15 protein-coding genes are annotated in these 21,640 nt (G+C 74.5%); 4 read left to right on the forward strand and 11 right to left on the reverse strand.

Translation table 11 applies throughout. From position 1 onward, the window contains the following. Positions 1-98: 98 nt before the first annotated feature. Positions 99-1,442, reverse strand: a complete 1,344-nt coding sequence (locus AB0M11_RS25360; RefSeq protein ID WP_365709203.1) for a D-arabinono-1,4-lactone oxidase — start codon at positions 1,440-1,442, stop codon at positions 99-101. Between the two features lie 72 nt (positions 1,443-1,514). Further along, the gene (locus tag AB0M11_RS25365; RefSeq protein WP_365709205.1) at positions 1,515-2,702 is read right to left on the reverse strand and encodes a glycosyltransferase; all 1,188 of its coding nucleotides are present in this window, start codon (positions 2,700-2,702) and stop codon (positions 1,515-1,517) included. 96 nt (positions 2,703-2,798) lie between these two features. Between AB0M11_RS25365 and AB0M11_RS25370 the strand changes: the two genes are divergently transcribed. Next, complete coding sequence (locus AB0M11_RS25370) at positions 2,799-4,055, forward strand: MFS transporter (protein ID WP_365709207.1); 1,257 nt, start codon at positions 2,799-2,801, stop codon at positions 4,053-4,055. A gap of 107 nt (positions 4,056-4,162) precedes the next feature. Here AB0M11_RS25370 and AB0M11_RS25375 read toward each other — a convergent pair whose 3' ends face one another. The 3 genes from AB0M11_RS25375 to AB0M11_RS25385 all read right to left on the reverse strand — a co-directional run bounded on the left by AB0M11_RS25375 (position 4,163) and on the right by AB0M11_RS25385 (position 7,195). After that, the gene (locus AB0M11_RS25375; protein WP_365709209.1) at positions 4,163-5,224 is read right to left on the reverse strand and encodes a polysaccharide deacetylase family protein; all 1,062 of its coding nucleotides are present in this window, start codon (positions 5,222-5,224) and stop codon (positions 4,163-4,165) included. A 65-nt stretch (positions 5,225-5,289) separates the two neighbouring features. Then, entirely contained in the window at positions 5,290-6,099 is an 810-nt protein-coding gene (locus AB0M11_RS25380) for a phytanoyl-CoA dioxygenase family protein (protein WP_365709211.1), read from the reverse strand. Between the two features lie 883 nt (positions 6,100-6,982). Continuing rightward, on the reverse strand, positions 6,983-7,195 hold the full coding sequence (locus AB0M11_RS25385) for a hypothetical protein (RefSeq protein ID WP_365709213.1): 213 nt from the start codon (positions 7,193-7,195) through the stop codon (positions 6,983-6,985). A gap of 304 nt (positions 7,196-7,499) precedes the next feature. Here AB0M11_RS25385 and AB0M11_RS25390 point away from each other — a divergent pair, with 304 nt between their 5' ends. After that, complete coding sequence (locus tag AB0M11_RS25390) at positions 7,500-8,735, forward strand: helix-turn-helix domain-containing protein (RefSeq protein WP_365709215.1); 1,236 nt, start codon at positions 7,500-7,502, stop codon at positions 8,733-8,735. Positions 8,736-8,891: 156 nt separating this feature from the next. Here the strand turns inward: AB0M11_RS25390 and AB0M11_RS25395 are convergent, their stop codons facing one another. From AB0M11_RS25395 to AB0M11_RS25420, 6 genes are read right to left on the reverse strand one after another with little or no spacing between them, the layout of a single operon-like run. Then, complete coding sequence (locus tag AB0M11_RS25395; protein ID WP_365709217.1) at positions 8,892-10,151, reverse strand: ATP-grasp domain-containing protein; 1,260 nt, start codon at positions 10,149-10,151, stop codon at positions 8,892-8,894. Then, a complete protein-coding gene (locus AB0M11_RS25400) occupies positions 10,148-11,158 on the reverse strand; it encodes an alpha/beta hydrolase (protein ID WP_365709219.1) in 1,011 nt (336 codons plus the stop codon). Before AB0M11_RS25400 ends, AB0M11_RS25395 begins: the two co-directional genes overlap by 4 nt. Before the next feature lie 60 nt (positions 11,159-11,218). Continuing rightward, a complete protein-coding gene (locus AB0M11_RS25405) occupies positions 11,219-11,632 on the reverse strand; it encodes a RidA family protein (RefSeq protein WP_365709221.1) in 414 nt (137 codons plus the stop codon). Next, complete coding sequence (locus tag AB0M11_RS25410; RefSeq protein WP_365709223.1) at positions 11,629-12,894, reverse strand: hypothetical protein; 1,266 nt, start codon at positions 12,892-12,894, stop codon at positions 11,629-11,631. Before AB0M11_RS25410 ends, AB0M11_RS25405 begins: the two co-directional genes overlap by 4 nt. Before the next feature lie 22 nt (positions 12,895-12,916). Then, entirely contained in the window at positions 12,917-14,101 is a 1,185-nt protein-coding gene (locus AB0M11_RS25415) for a cytochrome P450 (RefSeq protein ID WP_365709225.1), read from the reverse strand. Next, the gene (locus AB0M11_RS25420; RefSeq protein ID WP_365709227.1) at positions 14,098-17,334 is read right to left on the reverse strand and encodes an amino acid adenylation domain-containing protein; all 3,237 of its coding nucleotides are present in this window, start codon (positions 17,332-17,334) and stop codon (positions 14,098-14,100) included. Before AB0M11_RS25420 ends, AB0M11_RS25415 begins: the two co-directional genes overlap by 4 nt. A gap of 135 nt (positions 17,335-17,469) precedes the next feature. Here AB0M11_RS25420 and AB0M11_RS25425 point away from each other — a divergent pair, with 135 nt between their 5' ends. Next, positions 17,470-20,622 (forward strand): beta-ketoacyl synthase N-terminal-like domain-containing protein, encoded by a 3,153-nt coding sequence (locus tag AB0M11_RS25425; protein WP_365709229.1) that lies wholly within the window; start codon positions 17,470-17,472, stop codon positions 20,620-20,622. A gap of 2 nt (positions 20,623-20,624) precedes the next feature. Beyond that, entirely contained in the window at positions 20,625-21,515 is an 891-nt protein-coding gene (locus AB0M11_RS25430; protein ID WP_365709284.1) for a TauD/TfdA family dioxygenase, read from the forward strand. Positions 21,516-21,640: the final 125 nt, after the last annotated feature.

The raw sequence follows: 21,640 nt of genomic DNA on the forward strand, positions 1-21,640 counted from the left end.
GCCCACGGGAACTCCCGTGGGCCACGCGCCGTCGTCCCGTCGACCGTCGCCCCGTGCACCGAGGCCCGCGCGACACCGCGCGCCGTGGTCCGCGCCCCTCAGTCGGTGCCGAGGAGCGCGTCCGTGAAGGCGTTGCGGAACGTGCCCGAGGGGTCGTACTTCCTGGTCAACCGGCCGAAGTCGGCGGCACGTTCGTGGCGGGCGGCCAGCTCCGGGGGCGTGAGCGCGGTCAGTTTGCCCCAGTGCGGGCGGGCGCCGAGCGGCAGCAGGGCGTCCTCGACGGCGGCGATGAGCGGCCGGACCCGGTCCAGGTCCTTGACCCAGGTGAAGTGGAAGGTCACGGAGTCCGTGCCGTAGGCGGGACTCAGCCACAGGTCGTCCGCGCGGACCGTGCGCACCTCCGCGATGTGCAGGGCCGGGGCGAGGCGCTCCCCGAGGCCGCGCAGCGCGGCGATCGCGGCGGGGGCGGCGGCCCGCGGCAGGTAGTACTCGGACTGCAGCTCCTCCCCTGCGCCCGGGGTGAGTTCGGGCCGGAAGTGCGGCAGCCGCTCGCACCACGGGCCCGGCTCGTCGAGCTGCCGGGTGCTGAACTCCGGGGGCATGCCCGGGACGGGGTTCAGCGGCTGCTCGGCGGCGCGTCCGCCGTTCCAGCCGCTGTCGCCCCGACCGGTCCTGCGCTTGAGCCAGACCTGGGCGTCGGGCCCGCCCCAGTCGGTGAACACGCTGACGCTGTAAGCGGCGCCGGACACCGCGTCGAAGTCCGCCGCGATCTCGTCGAGGGGGACGTCGACCCGGACGCGCTGTGCCATCTCATAGCTCGGCTCGATGTCGAGGGTGAGCCGGGTGACGATGCCGAGCGCGCCGAGCGCCACCACCGCTCCCGGGAAGTCGTCCGGGTCGGTGTCCCGGCCGAGCTCGGTCAGGTCGCCCTCGGGACCGACCAGTTGCAGCGCCCGGACCGATGCGGCCAGACAGCGCTGGGCGTCGCCGGAGCCGTGGGTACCGGTGGCCACGCTGCCCGCGATCGAGATGTGCGGCAGCGAGGCCAGGTTGGCGAGGGCGAACCCGGCGCGCTGGAGGTCGAAGACGACGTCGGCGTAGCGGAGGCCGGCCGAGACGGTGACCGTCCGCGCCACCGGGTCGAGGTCGATCACCGGCGGCAGGCCGTCCAGGCGGACCAGGTCGCCGCGGGTGTCGGCGACGGTGCTGAAGGAATGGCCGCTGCCGACGGCGCGTATGCGGTCGCTGTGCGCGACGAGCCGCCGCAACTCGTCGATGCTCTGCGGCCGATGCCACCGTGCGGCGCCGAAGGTGACGTTGCCGGCCCAGTTGCGGGACCAGTCGGGGGCTGCGTCAGGGGCCGTGCCGGAAACCGTGCCGGACGCCGTTTCGGACGCCGTTTCGGATGCCGTTCCGGAAGCCGTGTCGAGCGGGATTGCCATGGTCACTCCGATCCGCGGACGTGAGGGAAGCCGGACAGCGCCCGTCGCGGCGGCGCTGTCGCCGGGAGATGGTCAGCGCGCCTGGCCGAGCGAACTCGACACCTTCACCGCGACCCGCTCCGCCTCGCGCAGGACGGCGTCCCGGTAGCGGGCGCTCAGCCGTGCCACGGCGGGCAGCACATGGCACTCGTCGATCTCGCCGTCCGCCTGGGGCAGGGCGAAGCCGGCCAGCGGCAGGACGGTCGGCTCGGTACGGGCGTCGAACAGGGCGGCGACGTCGGGCGCGGGGGTCCGGGTCGCCGGGTCGACGGCCGCCCCGACGACCAGCAGACTGCGTCCGTCCGCCGTGCCGGCCACCACGCCCAGGGCCCGACCGGGTCCGAAGTCAGCTGCCGCGGCGTCGAGTTCGCGGCGGACCTCGGGCAGCACGCGGGCCGTCTCCTCCCAGCCGAAGGAGAGGGCGAGTTCGAGCTCCAGGCGCGGCCACTTGGCCAGGTAGTAGCGGTTGTTGCGCTGCGCGGTACGGCCGTTGTCCGTGAGGCTGCGCAGATGCGGCAGGTGGAGGCCGTACACCTCCTGGCCGAGCAGGATCGGTGTGCCGGTCAGGGCGACCCGCAGTGCCCACTCCTGGTCCTCGGGGCCCCAGCCCTGGAAGCCCTCGTCATAGGTGAGTCCGTGCTCCCGGACCGTCGCGGTCGGGACGGCGACCAGGCCGCCGCGGGCGTAGACCCAGGGGAAGCGGGCGAACGCGGAGGCGTTCCTCGGGTCCCACCGGTCGTCCAGGACCACGTGGTCGCGCGCCTCCAGACCGGCGAGCACCTCCCGGTAGTGGCCGAACGGGAGGACCTCGACCTGTTCGACGTCGGTCTCCACCACGTCGTCGTAGCCGATCATCTGCCCTACGACGCACACGTTCTGACCGTGCGCGTAGTGCCGCTCGTAGAGGTTCTCCAGGAACCTGGTGGGCAGCACCATGTCCGCGTCCAGGACGAGTGTCACCTGGCCGCGGGCCTGGCTCAGGACCAGGTTCCGGGCCCGGCACAGGTTCCAGTCGTCCGCGGAGAGGGTGGCCCTGAGGGTGAGCCGGTCGGTGAACTCCGCGCACAGGGCGACGAATTCGGGGGAGTACTCCATCGCGCCGATCAGGACCTCGAACCGGGAGCGGTCCATCGTCTGTTCGGCCAGGGCCGACAGGACCAGGCGGATGTTGTCCAGCCGCTGCTTGTAGGGGATTACGACGCTGAACTTCAAGTCATCCATGCCTTGAGTGTGACCGACAGTTGCCTAAGTTGGCAACTCTATGCCTGAATATTCGACAAGGTTTCCCGCAGACAAGACGACGAGGTGGCACGGGTCATGGCAGAAGCCGAGAAAGGCGTGATCGACGAGGGCACGGCGAACGCCGGGCCGGGGACGGCCGTGCGCGCCGCGCCCGCCTTCCCTCTGCTCCACTGGGCGTCGATGGCCCCGTTCTTCCTGACGGGGTTCGTCTTCGCGAGTTACTTCGTGCAGATCCCGTTGTGGAAGTCGGTGTTCGCGCTCTCCGAGGGCGAGTTGGGCCTGCTGCTGATCGTCCCCATCCTCACCGGGCTGCTCGCCATGCAGGCGACCGGCGGTCTGGTCGCGCGGTTCGGCAGCGCACCCGTCGTGCGCGGGGCGGCACTCGCGCTGCCGCTCTCCCTCGTCGCCTTCGTCCCGGCCGAGCCGCTGCACTCCGTCGTGTGGTTCGTGCTCGCCCTCGCCGTGTTCGGCGCGGCCGACGGCCTGATCGACGTCTCCATGAACGCCCACGCCATCGCGGTGGAGAAGGCCACGGGGCGGCACATCATGAACAGCTGCCACGCGGCCTGGAGCATCGGCTCCGCCGCCGGCTCCCTGCTCGGCGGGGCCGCGATCAAGGCCGGCCTCTCCCTGACCGCCCACTACGCGGCCGTCGGCGTGGTCATGGTCGCCCTCGCCCTGACGGCCGGACGCCGGCTGCTGCCCGCCGCGGCCGACCGCACCGGACGGCAGGCGGCCAGGACCGAGGCCTCCCCGCGCGCCCGTGCCGGTGTGCTCTCCGGCTGGACCAGCCGTCTGCTGCTGCTCGGCCTGACCGGCACGGTCGTCCTGGTCTGCAGCGGTGTCGTCGGCAACTGGGGCGGCATCTACCTCCACGACGTGCTCGGCGCCTCCCTGGCCACCGCCTCGCTCGGCTACATCGCCTACAGCGCCTGCGAGGCGGCCGGCCGGCTGGTGGGTGACCGGCTGCACGAGCGGTACGGGGCCCGGACCCTGGTCGGCTGGGGCGCCGCCGTCGCCGTCCTCGGCCTCGGGGTGGTCGTGATCGCACCGGGCCCGGTGACCGCCGTCGTGGGCTTCGGGCTGTTCGGCCTCGGGCTCTCCGTCCTGGTGCCGGTCATCTTCAGCTCCGTCGGACACGGCGGCGACGACCTGGGCACGACGAGCGCGGCGGCCGCGCTCGCCAAGGTCAACACGATGACGTACAGCGGTCTGCTGATCGGCCCGGTGTTGGTCGGCTGGGTCGCGGGCGGCCTCGGACTGCGCACCACCCTGTGCGGTGTCCTCGTCCTCCTGGTCGCGACCCTGGCGGCGGGGCTCCGCAAGGTCTGACCGGCACCCCCGCACACGCGACCGCCCCGCTGGAACGGATCCAGCGGGGCGGTGGTGTACGTCCGCCGGTACGGTGACCGGCGGCTCGTACGTCCGGAGGACGGACCCTAGGCCGCGGGTTGCCCTGTGGCCGCCGCCACCCCGGCGCGCGGAGTCATCTCCTCCACCAGCGTGAACCGGTAGCCGCGGGCGAGCAGGCCCTCGATCACCACCGGCAGCGCCCCGACCGTCTGGGAGCGGTCGCCGCCGCCGTCGTGCAGCAGGACGACGGAGCCCGGCCGCGCCTGGTCCAGCACGATGCGGGCGACGGTGTCCGCGCCGGGCATCGACCAGTCGTCCGGCACCACGTCCCACAGCGTGGTGGTCAGCCCGGTCTCGGCCAGCCAGCCGAGCACCTCCGGCGTCCGCGCCCCGTACGGCGGCCGGAACAGCGTCGGCGCGGGCCCGCCGGACGCCTCCGCGACGGCCTCCTGCGTGCGTTCGATCTGCTCGGCCAGCTGTGGCCGGGTCAGCTCGGGCAGGAACGGGTGCGACCAGGTGTGGTTGCCGAAGCCGTGCCCCTGCTCGCGCATCCGCGCCAGGATGTCGGGGTGGGCACGCGCGTTCATGCCGACGCAGAAGAACGTCGCCGGCACGCCGTAGCTCTCCAGGACGTCCAGGATCCGTTCGGTGTTGCCCGGCTGCGGCCCGTCGTCGAAGGTCAGCGCGATCTCCTTGCGGTCCCGCGCGCCGTGGCTGACCAGCAGGCCCGCGGCGGTCGACGCCGCCACCTCGGCCGTGGTGCTCGCGATCCATCCCGCCAGCTCGGACTCCCTGCCGGTCTGGGTACCCCGGGAGCGTTCGAGCCGGGCCAGCGCGCCCGGGGTGCGCCGGGCGGCCCGCGCGACCACGCCGGCCGGGACCGAGCCGAACCGGGGCCGCGGGGGCAGGAGATGCGCGTCCGCGCGGAACACGGTGAGGCCCGCGGCCATCAGCCGGCCGTCGAGTATCCCGTTGGTGCTCTCCACCACGACGACCGGCTGCTCACGGTCCCATCCCTTGATGTACGTGGCCAGTTCGGTCACCCGGTCGGCGCCGAAGCGGGCCCGGGGCGCCACCGACCGGCCGGCCCCGTCGACCACCTCGATCTCGTATCCGCCCGCGTCCCAGGCGATTCCCGCGTAGAGCATGGCGTTACCTCCCTCTGTCTCGTGCGGCGCGTGTCGTGACGGTCCGTCCTGCTCACGGCGGCGGTTCAGGCGGGCCGGGTGTACTCCGTGAAGTGGCGCTCCGCGAACAGCTCCGGCCGGCCTTCGCCGAGGCCCAGCTCCTGGGCGCGCCGCAGCATGTGCCGCCAGTACGGCTTGACCGGCGGCCAGACAGGCCCCACCTGGCAGTAGGAGGCGTCGATGAAGTAGCGGTCCTTGCCGCGCTGGCCGCCGGGCAGCGCACGGCGGGCGTGGAACAGGGCCGAGTGCACGACGACGGTCGAGCCGGGCGGGAGTTCGTCGATGACGACCTCGCCGGGCAGTTCCCCGGTGCCCAGGTGGGCGCGGGCGTCCTTCTCGGCGACCTCCAGATGCGAACCGGGCAGCACGACGAGCGAGGACGTGGAGGCGTCGAGCCCGTCCAGGTAGTGCAGTGTGTGGATCATGGTGTGCGCCCGGTCGGTCTGCGGACGCTGCTCGTAGTCGTGGTGCCAGGGCTTGCCGGGAAGGTCGGGCCGCTGCCGGTCACTGTGCAGGTGGTGGAAGACGAAGTCGGGGCCCATGAGCTGCCCGAGCACGTCCAGCAGCGGCTCGTACCCGACGAGTTCGCCGTGTGCGGGCAGCTCCAGCTCCATGACCGGCGGCAGACCGTGGGTGGCGGGGTCGACGGCGCAGGCGATCGACTTCTGCCGCAGCCCCTGGTCGACCCACCGGTCGGCCTCGTCACGCAGCCGCGACGTCAGCTCGTCGGGCAGGAACCCCGGCAGGATCACATAGCCCTGCAGGGCGAACCGGTCTGTCTGCTCGGCGCTCAGACGCAGCGTCTGCGCAAAGGGCAGGGTGGCGTACGGAGTCATGAGAACGGGCTCCAATCCCGGGTGTGGTGTGAGTGGGGGTGGGTTGTGGGGGATGAGGGGTGGGTTGTGGGGTGTGGGGTTGTGGGGGGGGTGTCGGTGTGTGTGGGGGGTGAGTGGGGGGTGGGTGACGCCTCGACCGCGCCCGGCGCACCCGACTGGGGCGGGGCCGTGCCGGCGGTCGACGGATCCTCGCGTCGCCTCGCGCCGTGCCCGCTGGGCGGGCCGATCGGGCGGTGGTCCGGGCGCTGCCCGGCCCCGCGGCCGTCGGGAAGGCACCAGGACACGGCCCCGGCCACGGACGTACGACGGGCAGGGCGTTTCACGCGGGGCTCGGAGCGAAGCAGGGAAGCTCCGATGAAGGAGGAAGGATCCTGGGTCAATTCCCGCGCAGCGGTGGGGATTCGTGTCACCGTCGGCGGGCGGCCGGTGTCCCCGGGCTCTCACGCGCTGGTGCGGCGGCGCGGGGCCCGCGGTGGAAAGGACACGGCACTGACCGAGCCCATGCGGCAATCCCGGCGATCCGGCGACCGCTGATCCGTCGATCCCACTGGTCCGGCGACCCCGGCGACCCGCCGATCCCGGCGACCGCTGGTCCGTCGATCCCCCTGGTCCTGCGATCCGGCGACCAGGCCACCAGGCGACCGCTGGTCCAGCGATTCCCATGGTCCGGCGGTCCGGCGATCCCTGCGGTGCGGCGATCCCGGCGACCCGGCGATCCCGTGGGGCCGGCGGTCGGCGCTGCCGGCGGCAGGGAGGTGGCGAATCGTTTCAGTCGGACGGTCCCGCGCGAGCGGCCGGCCGAGTGACGGTCCGGCGGCGGTCCGGCGCCGCGTCCAGGGGCCGTCCTACGGCAAATCGGTGAGTGAGCGCTTGCCCACTCGGCTCACGGCCAGTCGATGGCCGGAGTGTCAGCACTGGCAGTGACGGGCGTTCCCCCCTGATTCGGCCAGTCGATGGCAAGGTTGACACTCTTGGCAGATCCGAAAGCGCTTTCAGAGTTAGGCCAGTCAATAAATGCCTGCCGTGCGGGTGACAGCGTTGCCAGGGCCAGCACGGAGAGGGCGCCGACGGACGCGGTACGGAGGCGCTTGCGCATGTCTGCTCCTTTGATGACAGCACAGGTGGAGGATGTGTCGGGTCGTTGGGACCCCGAACGACGCTCAACATATCGACCCCGGACCAGCCTTGGCAACACCTTGCCAAAAGTTGACAACCTTCCGCCGAGACGATGGCATCAAGCTCTTGAGGAATGTGGCAATCCGGATTGGCAACCTGCTTGCCGGATTGGTTCATACGGCGCTAGACTCAGCCGTAATCAGTACCGTTGGCCGCTCACCTAGAGTTGCGGGGGAGGTCGAGCCTGACATCTTTCATCTCACGCAGCCGATAGCGAGACTCATATGCTGGAACAGCCGACCTTCGGGCGACGTCTCAAAGAGCTCCGCGTGGAGCGCGGCCTGTCGCAGGCAGCCCTCGCGGGGACGGAAATCTCCACCGGTTACCTGTCCCGTCTGGAATCCGGCGCCCGGCAGCCCACGGACCGAGTGATCACCTACCTCGCCCAGGTCCTGAAGGTCGACCGGACCGCCTTCGACTCGCCGCCCAGCGGCGGATCCCTGGCCCAGGCCCTGTCGATCGCCGCCTCCGCGGGCGACGACGCCGGCATCGAGAACCTCATCGCCGTGCTCGACCAGGTCCGCGACGAGGCACCGGCACTGCGCTGGCAGGCCCTGTGGCTGGTCGCCCAGCACTGGCAGCGGCTCGGCAGGCGCGCCGAGGAGCAGGCCTGCCTGCAAGAGCTGGTCCGGATCGCCGACGAACTCGCCCTTCCCGAACTCCAGTGCCGGGCCGGCGCCCAGCTGGCCCGGTCCCTGAGGGCCACCGGCGAGGTGGCACCGGCTCTCGGCACGGCGATCAACGCGTACCAACTGGCCAAGTCCGCGGGCCTCTCCGCCACCGACACGGGGGGCGCGCTGCTCGCCCTCGTCTCCGTGGAGGCCGAGGCCGGCCGGCTGCCCGACGCCCAGGCCCACGCCGACGAGCTCGTCCAGCTGATGGAGGGCCGCTTCGACCCGCTGGCCGCACAGGCACTGTGGTCGGCCGCGACCGTACGGGCGCGGCGCGGTGACCACGAGGCCGCGCGCGGCTTCATCGAGCGGGCCATGAAGGAGATGGACAGCAGCACCGATCTGACGCTGTGGGCCCGGCTGCGGCTGGCGGCCGCCTCCCTCTGCCTGCAGAGCACGCCGCCGCGGACCGAGCGCGCCGGCGAGTGCCTCGCGGAGGCGGCGACCGCCCTCGCGCTCGTCGGGACGCCGGTGCTGCGCCAGGAGCTGCTGACCCTGCAGACGCACCTCGCGTTCGAGCAGGGCCGGTACGCCGACGCTCGCCGCCTGCACGACGAGCTCCACCGCGACGAACTGCGCCTGACCCATCGGGACCAGGTGCGGCTGCAGATACTCGACAGCCGCCTGATGCTCCTGGAGGGCCGTGAGGCGGAGGGCATCCGGCGCCTGAAGGAGCTGGGCGAGGAGGCACGGCAGCAGTCCAACATCGACCTGGCCGCGGAGATCTGGCGGATCCTGGCCGAGTCCCTGGAGAACGCCAGCCGCGCCCACGACACCAAGGACTCCTGACCCTCCCGCCCGGCACAACGCCCGTACGCACCCACCGCGCCCCACGCACCAGCACCCGCACACAACCACCGACGGCCCGCCGGTCGATACCGGCGGGCCGTCGGCGTCCCAGGGGACCCACGGATCAGGGGACCCACGGATCAGTGGCGCCGCGGGTCAGGGGGACGGTGGCGGCCCGGTGCGGAAGTGCACCGCGTCCGCCAGTTTCGCGGCGAGCGCCCGAGCCTGTGCGGGGGTGTCCGCGCCGACCACGACAAAGCCCGCGCGGTCCCCGGACTGCCGTACCGGGGCCACGGTGTCCCCCGGCGCAGCGGTCGACTCGGCGCGCAGCACCGCCGGATGGGCGGCGACCGTGTCCCAGCCGTCGACGGCAGTGAGCCGTCCCGGCGGTGCCACCAGAAAGCGGACCGCCGCCGCCCGGGTCGCGGTGAGCCGCGGTGGCCGACCGGCGCGGCCGAGCAGGTCGTCGTAGAGGAGGCCGAAGAGTTCGAGGTCCGGAACGGCATGGCCGAGGAGGCGGTGCAGCCAGTCTCCCCCGGGCCGTACATGCACTTCGCCGAGAACGACCTCGCCACCGCTCAGCCACAGTTCCACGTGAAACACTCCGAACCGCAGGTCCAGCGCGCGCAGTGCGGCGGTCACCTGGCGGTCGATCTCCGCCCTGGTGTGCTCGGGGAGTTCGGCCGGGAGCACATGGCCGACTTCGACGAAGTGCGGTGGGGGCAGCACCTCCTTCGCGGTCACGGCGAGGACCCGCGGCCCCGTGGCGAGGATGACGCCCTCCACGCTGTACTCGGGTCCCTCGACGAACTCCTCGACCAGGAACAGAGTCTGGTCCGGCAGTTCGGCGAGCGCCGCCGGCAGCTCGTGCGGGCCCCGCACCTTGCGAACGCCGATGCTCGCCATGCCGTCCCGCGGTTTGACCACCCAGGGTCCGCGGGACCCCGCCAGGAACTCCGCCGCCTCGGCGGCCGAGGTGCACAGCCGGACCGCGGGCTGCCGGAACCCGGCGGCGGCCAGCGCCGTACGGCACAGGTCCTTGTTCCGCGTCCGCCGTACCGCCGCCGGCGGGTTGCCCGGCGCGCCGGTGAGGGCCGCGCACCGGGACACCGATTCCTGCACCTCGTCGCGGAGCCCGAGGACCAGGTCGAACCGCTCGCCCTCGGCGAGGCGCCCGCGAAGCCACCGCTCGCAGGCGTCGGGGTCGTCGGGTTCGACGGCGGACACCGCGTCGGCGAGCGCGGTCACCTCGGGCGTCCGGGCGAGCATGGACTCCCGGTGGATCAGGTGCACCCGGATGTCCCGGGCGTGTGCCTCCTCGATCGCCCGGGTCACGATGTCGATGCTGGACGGCAGCGGGTTCGCCCCGCCGACGAGCAGCAGCGCCGGCCGGCCGGCCGGGCGCCCGCCGGTCACCGGGGACCCGCCGTGCCGAGCAGGCGCCGCAGCCAGGAGACCCGGGCCCGGTGGGCGGCCGCGGAGACCTCGGCCCGCGGCACCCACTCGTCGAAGCTGTGGAAGGCGCCGGACCACACGTGCAGTTCGGCCCGGCCGCCCGCCCGCCAGATGCGGGACGCGTAGGCGATGCCCTCGTCGCGCAGCGCCTCCACCGAGCCGACCTCCAGGTACGCGGGCGCGAGGCCCGACAGGTCGCCGGCTCGGGCCGGCGCCGCGTAGCAGGACACGTCCGCGGTGCCGCGGCGCTCGCCGAGCAGGGCCGTCCAGCCCGCCCGGTTGGAGGCGCCGTCCCACAGCCCCGCCCGCTCCAGCTGGGCGTGCGAGTCCGTCGCGCACCGGTCGTCCAGCATCGGGAACTGCAGCAGCTGCCCCAGCGGGCGCACTCCGCCCCGGTCCCGGGCCAGCAGGGCGAGCCCGGCCGCGAGGGCACCGCCGGCGCTGTTGCCGCTCAGCACGATCCGGTCCGGGTCGAGACCGAACTCGGGTCCGCGGTCGGCGAGCCAGCCGAGGCCGGCCCAGCAGTCCTCCACCGGCGCCGGATCGGGGTGCTCGGGGGCGAGCCGGTAGTCCACGGAGACCACGGCCAGGCCCAGTTCCTGGGCCCGGTCGAGTTCGCCGGCCAGTTCGGTGCTGCGGTGGCTGCCGGCGACCATGCCGCCGCCGTGCGTGTGGTAGATCACCGCGGACGGCCCGGTGGCGCCCGTCGGGCGGCAGACGAGCAGCGGTACGTCCGGGGCGCCGGGCGGGCCGGGCACGGTGCGTTCCTCGATCTCGAACCGGCCGCCGCGGCGGATCTGCTCGTCGGTCAGCCGTCCCGCCATCGACCTGCGGCGCCGGTCGGCGACCAGGTCGGCGGTGAGCGGCATCGGCATCTGGTCGAGGACGGCGCGCAGCGGCGCGGCCAGTTCCGCGTCGAGGGGTGGTGGCCCGGCGAGCGGGCGTTCCGGTGCTGGGGTGATGGCCATGGTGCTCCTGTGAGTACGACGGGACGGGGGCGCCCCGGCCGGGACGCCCCCGTACAGCGGTCAGGCCGTACCGGCGTCGTCGCCGGCCAGGGCGAACGCGTCGACTTCGAGCAGCAGGTCGGGGCGGTAGAGCGCCACCACCTGGACCACCGTGCTCGCCGGTGGCCGCCCGGTGTCGATGAACTCGTCGCGCACGGCCAGGACGGCCGGGGCGTGGGCGATGTCGGTCAGGTAGTAGGTGAGCTTGACGACGTCGTCGAAGGTGAGGCCGGCGGCGGCCAGGCAGCGGCGCATGTTCTCGAAGATCTGCCGGGTCTGCGCGGCCGGGTCGCCGACCCCGACGAACTCGCCCTTCTCGTCGAAGGGCAGCTGCCCGGCCAGGGCGACCAGCCGGCCCGTACCGGTCACCACGTGGGTGTAGCCGTCGCTCGGGGCGACTCCCGGCGGGGCGGAGATGTGGGTCAGTCGAGTCATGAGGCTGCTGCTCCCTCTGTCGTGGGTTCGGGGGTGGCGGTGACCGTGGTGTGCTCCGCGAACCAGTGCGCGAGGTCCTTGAGCCGCCGCCCGGTCAGCTCCGCGTCCTGGCCGGCCACCACGGCCGTACCGACGAAGGCGCAGGAGGCCTGTCGGCCGCTGCCCAGGAAGTCGCCGGGACGGGCCGTGAGCACGACATGGCGGACGCCGTCGCGGGCGGCCACCTCCGGTTCGCCGGGGAAGGAGCGCAGGACGCCCTCGTCGGCGGCGAGGAACACGTCGCCATACCACTCCTCGGCGGGCTCCGGGGCCAGTGCCGGGGGCAGGCCGAGCACGGCCCGCGCCCACTCCTCGTGCAGGTCCACTCCGTGCTGGAGGCGGATCATCTCGTCGAAGGAGCCACCGGGGATGCGGCCGCCGCACTCGCCGAAGACGAGCCGGTCCTCCTGTTCGAAGACCTCCATGTGGAAGACGCCGTCGTGGTGCCCGAGCGCCTTCATGGCCTGTTCGGCGACCGCGTGGGCGCGTGCGTAGAGGTCGGCGCGGTGCCTGGGGTGCTCCATCACCGAGGCGACGATGCCGCCGTCCCGGATGGCCAGGACGTTCTGGACGTAGCGGCCCACCGAGGTGAACAGCACCTGCCCGCCGCGTACCACACCGTCGACATGCAGTTCCGGCCCGTCCACCCACTCCTCGGCGAGCCACGGCCCGAGGGCGCCCTCCGCCGCCAGACTCCGGGCCAGGGCGGTGCGGGAGCGCTCGTCGTGCCAGGCGTGGACACCCCGGGTGGCGGAGTTCGCCAGCGGTTTCAGCACCCCGCGCGGGTAGTGGAAGCCGGACAGCTCCGCCGGGTGGACGATCAGGCGGAAGTCGGCGACGGGCAGGCCCGCGTCCCGGATCCGGCGCTTCTGCAGGTCCTTGTCGCGCAGGGCCAGCGCGTCCCGCGGTGTCGTACCGCTGCGCGGGCCGCCCACGACGGCGGCGTTGACCAGGGTGAACTCGAACTGGCTGCAGACGACGTCGAAGTCGCGGACGGACAGCTCGAACCGTTCGAGTCCCGCCAGCGTCTCCTCGGTGCTGGACGGATCCCGTACGGGCACGGTGTGGGCGTCGTCGAGCAGCCGGGCCCGGTCCGCGGTGTCGTCGCTCGTGGCGAGCACACAGGTCACCTCGGCGCCCAGGCGCCGCAGGGCCCGCACGGCGTCGGGCCGCCAGCCGATCAGCAGGGCGTTGCGCCGCCGTGCCGGGTCTCCGTCTCGCATGGCACTCTCCTGTTTCCTGAACTCATCGCAGACGTACGGGCAGGGTGGCGGGGCCGTTGACGGCGTTCGACAGCACCCGGGTGACGCTGCCGGCCCGCTCGATCGCGGTGGTCGAGTCGAGCAGCTCCGTGAACAGGGCCCGCATCTCGGCGCGGGCCAGCGTGCTGCCGATGCAGAAGTGCTCGCCGGAGGCCAGGGCGATGTGCCGGTTGGGCCGGCGGGCGATGTCGAAGCGGTACGGGTCGTCGAAGACGTCCTCGTCGCGGTTGGCCGACGGCAGCCACAGCACCACCCGGTCGCCGGCCTCGACGCGCTGACCGCGCACGGTGCACGGCCGGGTGGCGGTGCGCATGCTGTGCGTGGCGCTGGAGGTCCAGCGCACGATCTCCTCCACGGCGCCCGGCAGCAGCGCGCGGTCCTCGTCCAGCCGGCGCCACTGGTCGGGATGTTCGAGAAAGGCGAGCAGACCGCCGATCAGGGCGAGGCGGCCGTTCTCCGTGGCGCCGATGAGGTTCTCGCAGTTGAGCAGGATCTCGTGCTCCGTCAGCAGGTCGCCGTGCACGGTCCCGTTGACCAGGGCGCTCACCAGGTCGTCGGCGGGTTCGGCCATGCGCGCGTACAGCAGCTCCATGAAGTAGTCCATCAGCTGCGGGTGCGCGGCCAGCGAGGTGTGCGCCGCGAAGGCCTCCTCGGTCCACCGGTAGAGGTCCTCGTGGTCGCGCTCGGGGATGCCGAGGATCCCGGAGATGACCGAGTGCGAGAACCGCCCGGCGAGGTCGACGAAGTCGAACACGCCCTGGTCGAGGCCGCGTCGGACCGCCGTGCGGGCCGCCCGCCGGATGGTGTCCTCCAGACCCCGTACGGCCCGGGTGCTGAACCAGTCGGCCATGAGGGCGCGCAGTTCCTTGTGGCGCGGCGGGTCGGACAGCGCGAGGGTCAGCCCGCCGCCGGGGTCGTCGCCGAGCCGGGCGGGGCGCAGCAGCACACCGCGGGCCGAGCTGAAGGTGCCGGGGTCACGGTAGACGGCACGGATGTCGTCGTACCGGGTCAACGACCAGAAGGCGGGCAGCTCGCCGGCCTCGTGCCGGTGCACGGGGGAGAACGCGCGCAGCCAGCGCCACAGCGCGTGCGGGTCGCCCTCGGCGTGCAGGGCGGGGTCGGCGAGCCGGTCCAGGAGCGGCGGGGGCGCGAGGGTGGCCGCGGTCATGACGGGGACCTCCGGGAGACGGGCCGGCCTGCGGCCGGGTGCGGCTGGGCGAGTCGGTGCAGACGGTCCGTGAAACACCGGGTGAGGGCGCGGGCCACGGCGGGTGGTACGGCGTCGGGGCGGTAGGCGGTCTCCACGCGCAGTCCGGTGCCGTCCGGCCAGCACTCGGTGTGCAGTTCGAGCGGCAGGTCCGGGTAGGGCAGGCGCAGGAACGTGGCGCGCAGGCCGGGGAGTTCGAGGTCGGGGGCCGGGTTGTCCTGGAGCGCGAAGAGGGTCTGGTAGAGCGGGGGGCGGCCGGTGCGCGGCGGGTCGACGAGGGTGAGGACGTCCCCGAAGGGCACGTCCTGGGCGGCGAAGGCGAGGGCGACGGTCCGCCCGGTCTCCCGCACGGCTCGGGCGTCCCCGTCGAGGGCGGTGCCGCGCAGCCGCAGGCACAGCATGCCGATGTGGCAGCCGACGGCGTCCTCCGTGCCGGCCGTGTCGCGCTGGGCGACGGGCACCCCGGTGGCGAAGTCCCGCTGCCCGGTCACCTCCGCGACGCTCCGCGCCCACAACGCGAGCAGCACGACGAACCGGGTCACCCCGCACGCGGCGCCCCACGCGTCGACCGCCCGCAGCACCTCCGCGGGCACCCACACGGTCTCCCTCCCGGGCCCGGCCACACCACCGGACGCGACCGCGACCGGGTCCGGGTCCGGGTCACGCGGCCAGTGCAGTTCCGGTACGGCGGTGAGGTGGTCGACCAGGTAGGCGCGTTGGGCGTCGAGGTCGGCGAGGGCCGCGTGGCGGGTGCGTTCGGTGTAGCGGCGGTGCAGCGAGGGGGGCTGGGGGCGCGGTGGGGCCGGAGGCGTGCCGGTGGGGAGTGCGGCGGTGTAGGCGGCGCCCAGGTCGCGGGCGAGCAGCGACTCCGACCAGCCGTCGAAGGCGATGTGGTGCACCACGCAGCCGAAGACGGTGGTGCCGGTCCCGGCCACCGGTACCAGCGCGGTCCGCCACACCTCGCCCGCGGCCAGGTCGAGCGGCTCGGTCAGCTCGGCGCGCAGCGCCCGCACGGCCCCCTCGGCGGAGGGCTGCGGGGGCAGCACCTCCAGTTCGGGGGGCGGGATGTCCACCAGGACGGCGGACGGGCGGGGGTCGGCCACATAGGCGGCGCGCAGCGCCTCGTGCCGCCGGTGCACCTCGGCCACGGCCGCCCCGAGGGCCACCCGGTCCGGCTCACCCTCGATACGCCAGGTGAGCAGGCAGTGCGAGGTCACGTCGGCGGGGTCCAGCAGGTGGCGGGTCAGGTAGACGATCTGCAGCGGCGTCAGCGGGGTGGTCCCCTCCGGCACGGACGGGAGCGGTTCCGACCGCGGTTCCGGCTGCGGTTCCGACCGCGGTTCCGGCTGCGGCTGTGCCGCCGCGGCCGTGCCGCGCAGCCAGTCGGCGAGCGCCGTGACCGTCGGGCGGCCATAGAACCGCGACAGGGGTACGGGGCGTCCGAACCGTTCCGCCAGCCGCGCGCACACCCGGCCGGCGCCCAGCGAGGTGCCGCCGAGTTCCGCGAACGGTGTGTCGAACGGGACGGCGGGACGGCCGAGCACGGCCGCGAAGGTGTCCGCCACCGCCCGGACGACGGGATCCGTGCGCCGGCCGCCGGAGCCCGGGCCGGAGCCGGTGACGCCGGCGGGGCCGGGCGCGGGGGCGGGCGGGTCCGGCACCCGGGCCAGCAGGGCGCGCTCGTCGAGCTTTCCCCGGTCGGTGGTCGGGAAGCCGTCGACGCTGACGACGAGGGCGGGCCGCTGGTAGGGGACGAGGGCCGGGCGCAGCACGTCGAGGGCGTCCGCCAGCGGGTCGCCGGGGCGTTCGGGCACACAGAACGCCACGAGTTCCTGGCTGGTGCCGGCGGCGTCCGGACGGGCCAGCACCCGGCAGGCGCGGACGGCCGGGAGCAGCCGCTCCACCTGGCGCTCGACCTCGGCGGGCTCGACGCGGTGCCCGCGCACCTTCACCTGCCGGTCGGCCCGGCCCCGGTAGTGCAGCAGGCCGTCGGGGCCCCACTCCGCGAGGTCGCCGGTGCGGTAGACGCGGGGGCCGCCGGGGAGGCGGGGGAACTTCTCCGCGGTCAGGGCGGGATCGCCGAGATAGCCGTGGGCCAGTCCGTCGCCGGCCACGCACAGTTCGCCGCTCTCGCCGACGGCGCACGGCCGGGTGCCGCCCGGCTCCAGGACGTACACCTGGGTACCGGGGACGGGCCTGCCCAGCGGGATGCCGCCGGGCAGCGCGCAGTCGGCCTCGGTGATGCGGTGGGTGGTGGCGAACACGGTGGACTCGACCGGTCCGTACCCGTTGATCAGGGCGGCGTCGGGGTGCCGGCGCAGGAAGCGGCGGACGTGCGGGACGGAGAGCCGTTCACCGCCGATGAGGACCTGGCGCAGGCCGCGGAACGCGTCCGGGTCCTCGTCCATGACCATGTTGAAGAGGCTGCTGGTGAGCCAGACGGTGTCGGTCCCGTGCCGTCGCACGCCGGTGCGCAGCAGGGCCGGGGATAGATAGGGCTCGTCGACGATCAGTGACGTGCCGCCGGCCAGCAGCACCGACCACAGTTCCAGCGAGAACGCGTCCCAGGACACGGCCGCCGCCAGCGGCATCACGGTCGCGGCGGTGAAGGAGGCGAACCCGCCGGCCGCCGGGAACAGCCGCGCCGTCGCCCGGTGCGGACTGAGCACGCCCTTGGGCCGCCCGGTCGTCCCCGAGGTGAAGAACACGCAGGCGGGATCGGCGCCCCGGACGGCGGCGGGCCGGAAGCCGGGCGGGAGGCCGGGCGCGGAACCGGCGGTCGGCGGTGACCACACGGGCAGGGGCGGGCCGCCCAGCGGGAGGGGCGACTCGGCTATCACCAGGGGCGGTGCCAGCTGGCCTCGGATGTCCTGGAGGCGGCGCTGCGGCCAGGCCGGGTCCAGGGCGGCGTACGCGGCACCGGTCTTGAGGACCGCCAGGAGGGCGGTGACCAGGCGGGTGCCGCGGGGCAGCAGGACCGGGATCAGGTCGCCGGGGCCCGCTCCGGCCGCGGCGAGGCGTGCGGCCCAGGCGTCGGCGGTCCGGTCCAGCTCGGCGTAGGTGGTCGCCCGCTCGCCCTCGATCAGGGCCACCGCGTCCGGCCGGGCCCGGGCCAGCCGGGCGAGTGTCTCGTGCAGGCCCTCGTCGGGCGCGGCGCTCGGGTGCCCCGCGGTCCACTCGGCGTTCGGTCGCAAGCGGTCCCTCTCCCCTCACGTGCTCCTCGGCTTACGCACACCAGGCAGGTGGTTGCCAATGTTTGACAAGTATGTTGCCATGAGCTTGCCACACCTGGCAACCTGTGCCGCAGACCCGAGCCGAAGGTGGATCCGATGACTCGTGACCGATCCCTGGACATTGCCGTCACCGGCGTCGCCGCCCGGTTCCCCGGCGCCCCCGACCTCGACGCCTGGTGGACGGCCCTGACCGAAGGCCGGGTCCTGACCACCCGCTTCGAGCAGGCCGATCTGGTCGCCGCCGGCGTCCCCAAGGAACTGCTGGACGACCCCGAGTACGTCCCCGTCTACGGCCGGCTCGCCGACGCCGACCGATTCGACAACACGGTGTTCGGGGTCAGCCCGCGCGAGGCGGAGCTGATGGACCCGCAGCACCGGCTGCTGCTGGAGACCGCCTGGTCGGCCCTGGAGGACGCGGGCGTGGCCCCCGACGCCCGGGGCACCGGGCGGGACGCGGCCACAGGACGCACCGCGGTGTTCGCCACCGCCAGCGGCAGCGGCTACCTGCGCGCCATGGTGGCGAGCGGCCGGCTGGACCCGCTGACCCTGGACGACGCGGTGCACGGCACCGAACCGGACTTCATGGCGAGCCTCGTCTCGTACAAGCTGGGCCTGACCGGACCCGCCGTGGCCGTGCAGACGGCCTGCTCGTCCTCCCTGGTCGCGCTCCACATGGCCGTCCAGTCCCTGCTGAACGGCGACTGCGACCAGGCCCTCGTCGCCGCCGCCGGCATCGCCTACCCGCAGGCCGGGCACCTCGCCGTGCCGGGCGGCATCCACTCGCCGTCGGGGCACTGCCGTCCCTTCGACGCCTCGGCGGACGGGGTGGTCGCCGGCGCCGGAGTGGCCTGCGTGGTCCTGCGCCGGCTCGCCGACGCGCTGGCGGACGGCTGCGAGCCGTACGGTGTCGTGCTCGGCACCGCCGTCAACAACGACGGCGCGGCCAAGGCCGGTTACTACGCCCCGTCCGTCGGCGGCCAGGAGGCCGTCATCCGCGCCGCCCTGGCCACCGCGGACGTCGGCGGCGACACCATCGGCTACCTGGAGACGCACGGCACCGGAACCCGGGTCGGCGACCCCATCGAGTGGTCGGCGGCCTCGGCCGCGCTCGGCGGGGCCGGCGCGCGGCCGGAACAGATCGCGGTGGGCGCCCTCAAGGCCAACGTCGGCCACCTCGACAACGCCGCCGGGCTGGCCGCCCTGATCAAGGCACTGCTGGTCGTCAAGAAGGGCGTGGTGCCGCCCGTCGCCGGCTTCACCCGCGTCAACCCGCTGCTGGAGACGGAGGGTTCACCGCTGTACGTGCCCACCGAGTGCGGGCCGTGGACCGGACCCGAGCCCCGCCGCGCCGGGGTCAGCTCGTTCGGGATCGGCGGCACCAACGTCCATGTGGTCGTCGAGCAGCCTCCCGCGCCGCCCGTCGCCGCGCCCGCGCCCGGCCCCGCGGACCAGGACCGCTCCCGGCTGGTGCTGCTGTCCGCGGCCGACCCGGAGGCCCTCGCCCGCTCCGCGGCCCGGCTCGGCGCCCGGCTGGCCGGGACGGACGCGGACCTGGCCGACGTCGCCGCCACCCTGGCCACGGGCCGGGCCGAACTGCCGGAACGGCTCGCCGTCACCGGCCGGACCTGCGCCGAGGTCGCCGAGCGCCTCGCCCGCCGCACCGGCGTGGTGCGGGGCAGCCGCCCCACCGCCGGGCCCGCCCCCGCCTTCTTCCTCTTCCCCGGGCAGGGCACCCAGCGGCCCGGCATGGCCGCGGCGGCCGAAGAGGCCCTCCCCTTCTTCCCGGCCGCGCTCGACCGGTGCCTCGGCGCCTTCGAACCCGACCTCGCCGGCCGGCTGCGCCGCGCGCTGTACGACCCGGACTTCCCCGCCGACGAACTGGCTTCCACCGACCTCGCCCAGCCCGCTCTCTTCGCCTTCGAGTACGCCGCCGCCTCCGCCCTGACCGCGCTCGGTGTCACCCCCGCCGCGCTGGCCGGGCACAGCCTCGGCGAGCTCACCGCCGCCTGCGTCGCCGGTGTCCTCGACCTCGCCGACGCCGCCCGGCTGGTGACCGTCCGCGGCCGGGCCATGCGGGACTGCCCCCCGGGCGCCATGCTCGCCCTCGGCTGCGACGAGGCGCGGGCCCGCGAACTCCTCGCCGTCTCCGGTCTCGGCCTGGAGCTGGCCGCCGTGAACGCGGACGACGCCTGTGTGGTGGCCGGCCCCGTCGCGGCCGTCGAGGAGTTCGAGACGCGCCTCGCCGGCCGGGTCCTCGCCCGCCGGCTGACCGCGAACCGCGCCTTCCACACGGCGCTCGTCGAACCGGCCCTGGCCCCGCTGGCCCAGGAACTCGCCCAGCTCACCGTCCGGCGGGCCACGGTGCCCTTCGCGACCAACGTCACCGGGCGGCTGATGCCGCAGGACACCGACGTCAGGCCGGAGCTCTTCGTCGAACAGGCCCGGCGCACCGTCCGGTTCGCGGACGCGGTGCGCTCCCTCGCCGAGCGGTTCCCCGGCGCCGTCGCCGTGGAGGTGGGGCCCGGCCGGGTGCTGTCCGCCCTGGCGGAGGCAGCGGGCCTGGCGGCCGTACCGCTCTGCCCGGCGCGCACCGACCGGCCCGCCGAGGAGGTGCTCACCGCGCTCGGCACCCTGTGGGCGCAGGGCCGGCCGCTGCCGCGCCAGGCGCTGTGCCCGCCCGGACAGCGCCGGGTCCACCTGCCCGGCTACCCGTTCGCGGGCCCCCGCTGGATCGCCCCGGAGGCCGCGCCGTCGACGGACGCGTCCCGGTTCACCGCCCGGCCCGCCCCGGCCGCCCCGGCCGCCCCGGCCGCCCCGGCCGCCCCGGCCGCCCCGGCCGCCCCGGCCGCCCCGGCCGCCCCGGCCGCCCCGGCCGCCTCGGAGGCCTCGGAGAACTCGGCCGCTCCGGAGACCCCGGCGGCCGAGCCGGTCCCGGCACCGGTCACCGCGGCCCCGGCGGCGGCCGTACCGGAGCCCACCGCCCTGCTCACCGCCCTGTGGCGGGAGTTGCTCGGGCACGACGTCCTCGACGCCGACGCCGACTTCTTCGACCTGGGCGGGGACTCGCTGCTGGCCACCCGCCTCGCCCGGCGCGCAGGCCGGGAACTGGGGATCCCGGTCCCCGTCCGCGACCTGATGACCGCCCGTTCCCTGGACCGGCAGGCCAGGCTCCTGACCGAGCTGACCGCGTCGGCGCCCCCGACCTCCCCCACCGCACCGGCCGTCCCGACAGAAAGGCACGCATCGTGACCATGGTCCTCCCCGAACCGGCCCGGCTGACCGTCACCCCGCTGGCCGGAACCATCGGCGCCGAGATAGGCGGCGTCGACGCGGCCGTCCCGCTCGCGCCGGAGACCCTCCGGCAGCTGCGCGACAGCCTGCTCCGGTACAAGGTCGTCTTCCTCCGGAACCAGCGCCTCGACTACGCCGGCCAGGCCGCGTTCGCCCGCTCCTTCGGGCCCCTGACGCTCGGTCACCCGATCTACCCCGCGCCCGAGAACCGGCCCGAGGTGCGGGAGCTGGACTCCCGGCAGGGCACCCGCGCCAACCACTGGCACACCGACCTCACCTTCGTGGACCGGCCCCCGGCACTCGCCTTCCTGCACAACAAGACGGCCCCGCCGGTCGGCGGCGACACCCTGTGGGCGAACACGGTGGCCGCGTACCAGGCCCTGCCGGAGCCGCTGCGCGCGCTCGCCGACCGGCTGCGCGTCGTGCACAGCAACGACTCCGACTACACGGACGCCACCGTCGCGGCCCGCCGCGAGTACGTCGCCACCCTCTTCGAGACCGAGCACCCGGCCGTCCACGTCCACCCGGAGACCGGCGAACCGGCCCTCCTGCTGGGCGGGTTCGCCCGCCGGGCAACGGGCCTGTCGCCGCAGGCCTCGCGCGACGTGCTGCGCATCCTGCAGGAGTACGTCACCGCCCCCGAGCACACCGTCCGCTGGCGCTGGCGCGAGGGTGACCTGGCGATCTGGGACAACCGGGCCACCCAGCACTACGCCGTCTTCGACTACGGCGGCCAGGACCGGCGCGCCGAGCGCTGCACGGTGGCGGGCTCCGTCCCGGTGGGCCTCGACGGGCGGCGGAGCACGGTGCTGTGCGGGGACACGACGGCCTACAACGCGGGTGTCGCATGACGTCCGGCACACAGCGGGAGGGGGGAGACCCGGCCGGGGGGGCCCCCGCCCCCCCGGGGGGGGGGGGGGGGGGCCCCCCCCCGGGCCGCCCCCCCGGGCCCCCCGCGGCCCCCCCCCCCCCCCCC

The sequence above is a fragment of the Streptomyces sp. NPDC051987 genome, from assembly GCF_040680735.1.
Lineage (GTDB): Bacteria > Actinomycetota > Actinomycetes > Streptomycetales > Streptomycetaceae > Streptomyces.